This is a genomic window from Bacillus sp. FSL M8-0256, from assembly GCF_038005765.1.
Taxonomy (GTDB): Bacteria; Bacillota; Bacilli; order Bacillales; family Bacillaceae; genus Bacillus; species Bacillus safensis.
In genome coordinates this window covers 3,907,630-3,914,074 of record NZ_JBBOTU010000001.1, presented here as the reverse complement: position 1 = coordinate 3,914,074, position 6,445 = coordinate 3,907,630, and the positions used below count along the sequence as shown (strand labels likewise).

General features: G+C 38.2%; 6 protein-coding genes. All 6 read left to right on the top strand.

The features are described 5' to 3' along the window. Positions 1 to 620 precede the first annotated feature (620 nt). The 6 genes from rpmH to mnmG all read left to right on the top strand — a co-directional run bounded on the left by rpmH (position 621) and on the right by mnmG (position 6,439). Positions 621 to 755, top strand: coding sequence for a 50S ribosomal protein L34 (rpmH, locus tag NSQ76_RS20145; RefSeq protein WP_073208224.1), 135 nt, complete (start codon positions 621 to 623; stop codon positions 753 to 755). 78 nt (positions 756 to 833) lie between these two features. Further along, positions 834 to 1,193, top strand: coding sequence for a ribonuclease P protein component (gene rnpA, locus NSQ76_RS20140; protein WP_024427652.1), 360 nt, complete (start codon positions 834 to 836; stop codon positions 1,191 to 1,193). A 158-nt stretch (positions 1,194 to 1,351) separates the two neighbouring features. Then, positions 1,352 to 2,134: a YidC family membrane integrase SpoIIIJ gene (gene spoIIIJ, locus NSQ76_RS20135; RefSeq protein ID WP_087976621.1), complete on the top strand. Its 783-nt coding sequence runs from the start codon at positions 1,352 to 1,354 to the stop codon at positions 2,132 to 2,134. Beyond that, entirely contained in the window at positions 2,131 to 2,754 is a 624-nt protein-coding gene (gene jag, locus NSQ76_RS20130) for an RNA-binding cell elongation regulator Jag/EloR (RefSeq protein ID WP_197173063.1), read from the top strand. Before spoIIIJ ends, jag begins: the two co-directional genes overlap by 4 nt. Positions 2,755 to 3,155: 401 nt before the next feature. Then, positions 3,156 to 4,535 carry a tRNA uridine-5-carboxymethylaminomethyl(34) synthesis GTPase MnmE gene (gene mnmE / locus NSQ76_RS20125; protein ID WP_025093668.1) on the top strand — a complete coding sequence of 460 codons (1,380 nt, stop codon included), beginning with the start codon at positions 3,156 to 3,158 and terminating at the stop codon, positions 4,533 to 4,535. A 17-nt stretch (positions 4,536 to 4,552) separates the two neighbouring features. Continuing rightward, positions 4,553 to 6,439, top strand: coding sequence for a tRNA uridine-5-carboxymethylaminomethyl(34) synthesis enzyme MnmG (gene mnmG, locus NSQ76_RS20120; RefSeq protein WP_268414880.1), 1,887 nt, complete (start codon positions 4,553 to 4,555; stop codon positions 6,437 to 6,439). The last annotated feature ends 6 nt before the right edge of the window (positions 6,440 to 6,445 follow it).

The following is a 6,445-nucleotide window of genomic DNA, read 5'->3' as shown; positions in this document are numbered from 1 at the left end:
AAGGCCTCTCCCCCCTCCTTTTCTTTTTAAAATGACCAGTATCAAACTGTTATAGAACACGAAAAAGAGCAAATGGTCATCACCATTCGTGCACATACATTGTTGAAAACAATTAATATAGTAGAAAAACGTCTTTTCGACAAATTACACAAGCTGTGGATAAACAATTCAACAGGCTGTGTAATAACTTTCCACAGGTTATCCACAAATTGTGGATAATATAAAAAGGCCAGATAAGTAATTAAGAGTTAAAACACAAATATAATATCAAAATAAACAAGATGGTGCAATGGGTGTCACAAACTTATCCACACACTTTACATCCTGTTGAAAAATAATTATCCACACAGGTTATTTGTGTGAAAAAAATGTCGATAATGGGTGTGGATAGTCTAAATATGCCGGAAAAATATCCACATTCTTGTTTTGAAGGTTTTTTAGGAGGAAAAAAAGAATAAAATGCTGGAAACTAAAAAAGAAGGTTTCTTCGTTTGATAACTTATGTTATGCTTATAAGGTTGATAATAAGAGTTTTATCATTGATATTGACAATCGATGGGTTACACAAATATAATGAGTTAGACTGTCTTAAACAGCTATTCCTCAGGGAGGTGTCATAAATGAAAAGAACGTTTCAACCAAATAACCGTAAGCGTAGTAAAGTTCATGGCTTCCGCAGCCGTATGAGTACTAAAAACGGACGTCTAGTTTTAAAGCGACGCCGCAGCAAAGGTAGAAAAAAATTATCAGCTTAGGCCACTGAATAATGTCAGTGGTCTTTTTTACATAAAATCGTAAATGAACTGTCAGTTTTTATCGGAGTGGAAGAAAACATGAAGAAGCGAAACAGGCTAAAAAAAAATGAAGAGTTTCAAAAGGTGTTCAAAAAAGGTCAATCAATGGCAAATCGCCAATTCGTTATTTACCAGCTGGATCAGCCAAATCAAGTTGAACTGCGTCTAGGATTGTCTGTCAGTAAGAAGATTGGTAATGCAGTGATTAGAAACCGAATTAAACGTCTGATTCGTCAGGTGTTTTTAGAGGAAGGCCATAAGTTAAAGCAAGAAAAAGACTACATTGTCATTGCACGAAAACCAGCGAGTGAATTGACCTTTGAAGAAACAAAGAAGTCTCTCCAACATTTATTTAGAAAATCCGCTGTTTATCAACAACAACCGAAAAAGTCTTCGTAATAGAAACTTTCGTTGAATCAATTTTTAAAAGCGCTTCCTTCATCTAGTGAATTAAAATGAAACCACCACTTTGCAAAGAAAAAATGTTACCATACTGATTAGGTGAGTCACTTTCTTAATCAATTCCAACTTAAATAAAGTTTGAAGTAATGGGAGGAATCTTGTTGAAAAGGCGATTATTACTAATATTTAGCTTGATTGGCGTATTGGTTTTATTGGCAGGATGTACACAGATCAATGAACCAATTACATCAGATAGTAAGGGATTCTGGAATTCTTATATTGTTTACCCGCTATCTCAATTAATCACGTACATGGCAAACTTAACTGGTGAAAACTATGGTGTAGCGATTATTATTGTGACACTGCTAATTCGCTTGCTTATTTTACCATTAATGATTAAACAGTTAAGAAGTACAAAAGCGATGCAAGCATTACAGCCTGAATTGAAAAAGCTTCGTGAAAAATATAGTTCTAAAGATCAAAAAACACAGCAGCAGCTTCAGCAGGAAACAATGGCCCTTTTTCAAAAAAATGGCGTCAATCCGTTAGCAGGCTGTTTCCCAATTTTAATTCAAATGCCAATCCTTATTGGTTTCTATCATGCAATTATGAGAACAGCAGAAATTAAAAAGCATACATTCTTATGGTTTGACTTAGGCAGCCCAGATCCATTGTTCCTATTACCGATTATTGCGGGTGTAGCTACTTTCATTCAGCAAAAGCTGATGATGGCTGGAAATCCTTCGGACAACCCTCAAATGGCTATCATGTTATGGGTGATGCCGATTATGATCGTTGTGTTTGCAATTAGTTTCCCAGCAGCACTTTCATTGTACTGGGTTGTAGGTAACATTTTCATGATCATTCAAACATTGGTGATTAAAACACCTCAAGTAAAAGTAGATACAAAAGAAAAAGCTGGCGGGAATAAAAAATGAAGGAAATAACTGCTGTCGGTCGCACAATCGAAGAAGCAGTAGATTCCGGACTTAAACAAATTCAGCTACTACAAGAAGAAGTAGAAATCACAATAGTAGATGAAGGAAATAAAGGGTTTTTAGGATTATTTGGTAAAAGACAAGCTGTGGTCAAGTTAGTAGAAAAGATGAATGCACTTAAATTAGCTACACAGTATTTAGATAAAATTGTTAAGTCTATTGATCCTAAAGCAAAGATTATTTCCAAACAGGAACCGAAAAAGATTTCTTTCCACATTGATGGAGATAAAACGTCATTAATGATTGGAAAAAGAGGCCAAACATTGTACTCTTTAGAAACGTTGGTACAGCTAGTGTTTAATCGTTATTCTGATCAGTATCATCATATAACAATTGATATTGGCGATTATAGGAAGAAACGACAAGAAGCACTTGAACAATATGCAGTCAAAACAGCAAATCGGGTTTTAAAAACGAAGAGAAAGGTTCATTTAGAACCAATGCCTTCGAATGAACGAAAAATTGTTCATGATGCGATTGCTGCATTCTCTAAAGAACTTGCAACGGCATCTGAAGATACAGGCAGCAAACGTCATGTTGTGGTGCTGTATAAAAAATAGCAGAAAGGCTAAGATTCAGCAAAGCTGGATTTTAGTCTTTTTTTATTGAAAAATTGCTTTTTATAGAGGATTCATCCTCTATTTCTAAAAAATGAGTGTGTGATATGGGTGCAAAACTCCAATTTAACAAGTAAGTATAGGGATCAGGGCGTTTAAATTTATTGGATTTAGGTGTAAGATGTGAAGACAAGTTTCAAACGTCGTTATTCACATGTGAATAAGTTAAGTGTTAAAATAGATAAGATGCAAAGCTGTGGATAATTAGATATGGGATACTTTCACTTCGCTTTCATTTATGGTATCTTTAAATTTTGGATTAAGCGTTTTTGATATAGAGATGGACAATGTCCATTTAATAGATAACAGACTGTTTATTAAGTAGAGAAAGAGGTGAATGAGTGATGGATACAATTGCAGCAATTTCTACACCGATGGGTGAAGGAGCAATTGCGATTATTCGTTTAAGCGGGCCTGATGCGGTACAGATTGCTGATCGGATGTATAAAGGTCCTAAGGAGAAAAAACTTGTATCGGTGGCTTCACATACGATTCATTATGGTCATATTGTGGACTCTAGCACTGAGCAAGTCATAGAAGAGGTCATGGTGTCAGTATTACGAGCACCAAAAACATTTACGAGAGAAGACGTTATTGAGATTAACTGCCATGGCGGAATTGTAACGGTCAATAAAGTACTGCAGCTTGCTTTAAGAGAAGGAGCAAGATTAGCGGAGCCAGGTGAGTTTACAAAACGAGCTTTCTTAAATGGAAGAATTGATCTTTCACAGGCTGAAGCGGTAATGGATTTGATTCGTGCAAAGACAGATCGTGCGATGAATGTAGCGATTACTCAAATGGAGGGACGACTCTCCGGTTTGATTAAACGACTTCGCGGTGAGATATTGGAAACTCTGGCTCATGTTGAAGTTAATATTGACTATCCTGAGTATGACGATGTTGAAGAAATGACGCATCGAGTTTTAGTTGAAAAGGCAACATCAGTGAAAAAGGAAATTGAGTCACTGCTAACGACTTCTCAGCAGGGGAAAATACTTCGCGAGGGCTTATCCACTGTCATTATTGGAAGACCGAATGTTGGGAAGTCTTCCTTGTTGAATAGTCTTGTACAGGAAACAAAAGCGATTGTAACAGATATTCCTGGAACAACGAGAGATGTCATTGAGGAGTATGTAAATGTTAGAGGTGTACCGCTTCGTTTAGTCGATACTGCGGGTATACGTGAGACGGAGGACATTGTTGAGCGTATAGGGGTTGAACGATCTAGACAGGTCTTAAAAGAAGCTGACCTGATTTTACTTGTGCTCAATTATAGCGAGGAATTGTCAGAAGAGGATATCAAACTATTTGAGGCCGTCTCAGGCATGGATATCATCGTGATCGTGAATAAGACAGATCTTGAGCCTAAGCTTGATATCGAAAAGGTCAAGCAGTTAGCGAAGGATCGTCCGGTGGTTACTACATCATTATTACAAGAAAAGGGGATTGATGAGCTCGAAATTGCGATTCAATCATTATTCTTCACGGGTTCAATTGAAAGTGGAGATTTAACGTATGTAAGTAACACAAGGCATATTGCCCTTCTTCAGGCAGCAAAACAATCCATTGAGGATGCTCTTGAAGGAATTGAAATGGACGTACCGATCGACATAGTTCAAATAGATTTAACACGCTGCTGGGAACAGCTGGGTGAAATTATTGGGGATGCTGTTCATGAAAGCTTGATTGATCAGTTATTCTCTCAATTCTGTTTAGGAAAGTAAAGGGAGGAACATAAGAAATGGGTTATGAAGCTGGCAATTATGACGTAATCGTCGTGGGTGCCGGTCATGCTGGAGTTGAGGCTGCTCTTGCTTCTGCAAGACAGGGCGCCAAAACACTTGTATTGACTATCAACCTCGATATGGTTGCTTTTATGCCATGTAATCCGTCCGTAGGCGGCCCCGCAAAAGGGATTGTCGTCAGAGAAATTGATGCTCTAGGCGGAGAAATGGCGCGAAATATAGATAAGACGCATATTCAAATGCGCATGCTGAATACGGGGAAAGGACCTGCTGTCCGTGCGTTAAGAGCGCAAGCAGATAAGTTCCAATATCAGCATGAAATGAAAAAAACAATGGAAAATGAACCAAACCTGACAATGCTGCAAGGTATGGTAGATCATTTAATTGTAGAAGATAATGAATGTAAAGGTGTTGTTACTCAAACGGGGGCTAACTATCGTGCAAAGTCTGTTGTATTAACGACAGGGACTTTCTTAAAAGGCCGCATCATTTTAGGAGACTTATCGTATTCAAGTGGTCCAAATAACCAGCAGCCTTCCATTAAATTATCGGATCATTTAGCAGAACTAGGATTCGATTTGGTTCGCTTTAAAACAGGAACACCTCCTCGAGTGAATAGCCACTCGATTGACTATAGTAAAACAGAAATTCAACCAGGTGATGATGTCCCGCGGGCATTCTCCTATGAAACGGTTGAATATATTACTGACCAGCTGCCATGCTGGTTAACATACACGAGTTTAGAGACTCATCAAATTATTGATGAGAATCTTCACCGTTCTCCAATGTATTCAGGTATGATTAAAGGAACTGGCCCTAGATACTGCCCGTCCATTGAAGATAAAGTGGTTCGTTTCAATGATAAACCGAGACATCAAATTTTCTTAGAGCCAGAAGGTCGTAATACACAGGAAGTTTATGTTCAAGGATTGTCTACAAGTCTTCCGGAGGATGTACAGCAGCGCATGCTTTCAACCATCCCAGGACTCGAGAATGTTCAAATGATGAGAGCGGGTTATGCCATCGAGTATGATGCGATTGTGCCTACTCAGTTGTGGCCTACACTTGAGACGAAGAAAATTTCTGGATTATATACAGCCGGCCAAATTAATGGTACGTCTGGTTATGAGGAAGCAGCAGGTCAAGGGATTATGGCAGGTATTAATGCAGGAAGAAAAGCATTAGGTAAAGAAGAAGTCATTTTAAGCCGATCTGATGCATATATCGGTGTCCTCATCGATGACCTTGTCACAAAAGGAACAAATGAACCATACCGTCTCTTGACATCACGTGCTGAGTATCGTCTACTTCTACGTCATGACAATGCTGATTTAAGATTAACTGAACTTGGCTATCAAATTGGATTAATTTCTGAAGAAAGATTCCAAGCATTCCAGCAGAAAAAAGAAGCCATTGAAGCAGAGAAAAAACGTTTATATTCTGTCATCATTAAACCTACAGCAGAGACTCAAGAATTTATTCGTTCACTCGGTGGAAGTGAGTTGAAGGACGGCATTCGTGCAAGTGATTTAATGAAGCGCCCGGAAATGAATTATGGATCTGTTGTGAAATTAGCTCCTGCTGAAACACCGCTTCCTTCTGATGTGTGTGAGCAGGTAGAGATTCAAATTAAATACGAAGGTTATATTGAAAAGTCACTCCAGCAAGTTGAAAAACTGAAAAAGATGGAGAACAAAAAGATTCCTGATCGTATTGATTATGACGCCATCAAAGGGATTGCAACTGAAGCGAAACAAAAGCTGAAAGAAGTCCGACCGCTTTCTGTTGCACAGGCTTCTCGTATTTCAGGCGTTAACCCTGCTGATATTTCTATCCTTTTAGTATATTTAGAGCAGGGGCGTATTGCGAAGATAGCAGAATAGAAAGGA

Excerpts from the sequence above, each read along its gene's own strand:
- jag (WP_197173063.1), top strand. The coding sequence starts at position 2,131 with ATGAAGGAAATAACTGCTGTCGGTCGCACAATCGAAGAAGCAGTAGAT.
- rnpA (WP_024427652.1), top strand. The coding sequence starts at position 834 with ATGAAGAAGCGAAACAGGCTAAAAAAAAATGAAGAGTTTCAAAAGGTG.
- mnmE (WP_025093668.1), top strand. The coding sequence starts at position 3,156 with ATGGATACAATTGCAGCAATTTCTACACCGATGGGTGAAGGAGCAATT.
- rpmH (WP_073208224.1), top strand. The coding sequence starts at position 621 with ATGAAAAGAACGTTTCAACCAAATAACCGTAAGCGTAGTAAAGTTCAT.
- mnmG (WP_268414880.1), top strand. The coding sequence starts at position 4,553 with ATGGGTTATGAAGCTGGCAATTATGACGTAATCGTCGTGGGTGCCGGT.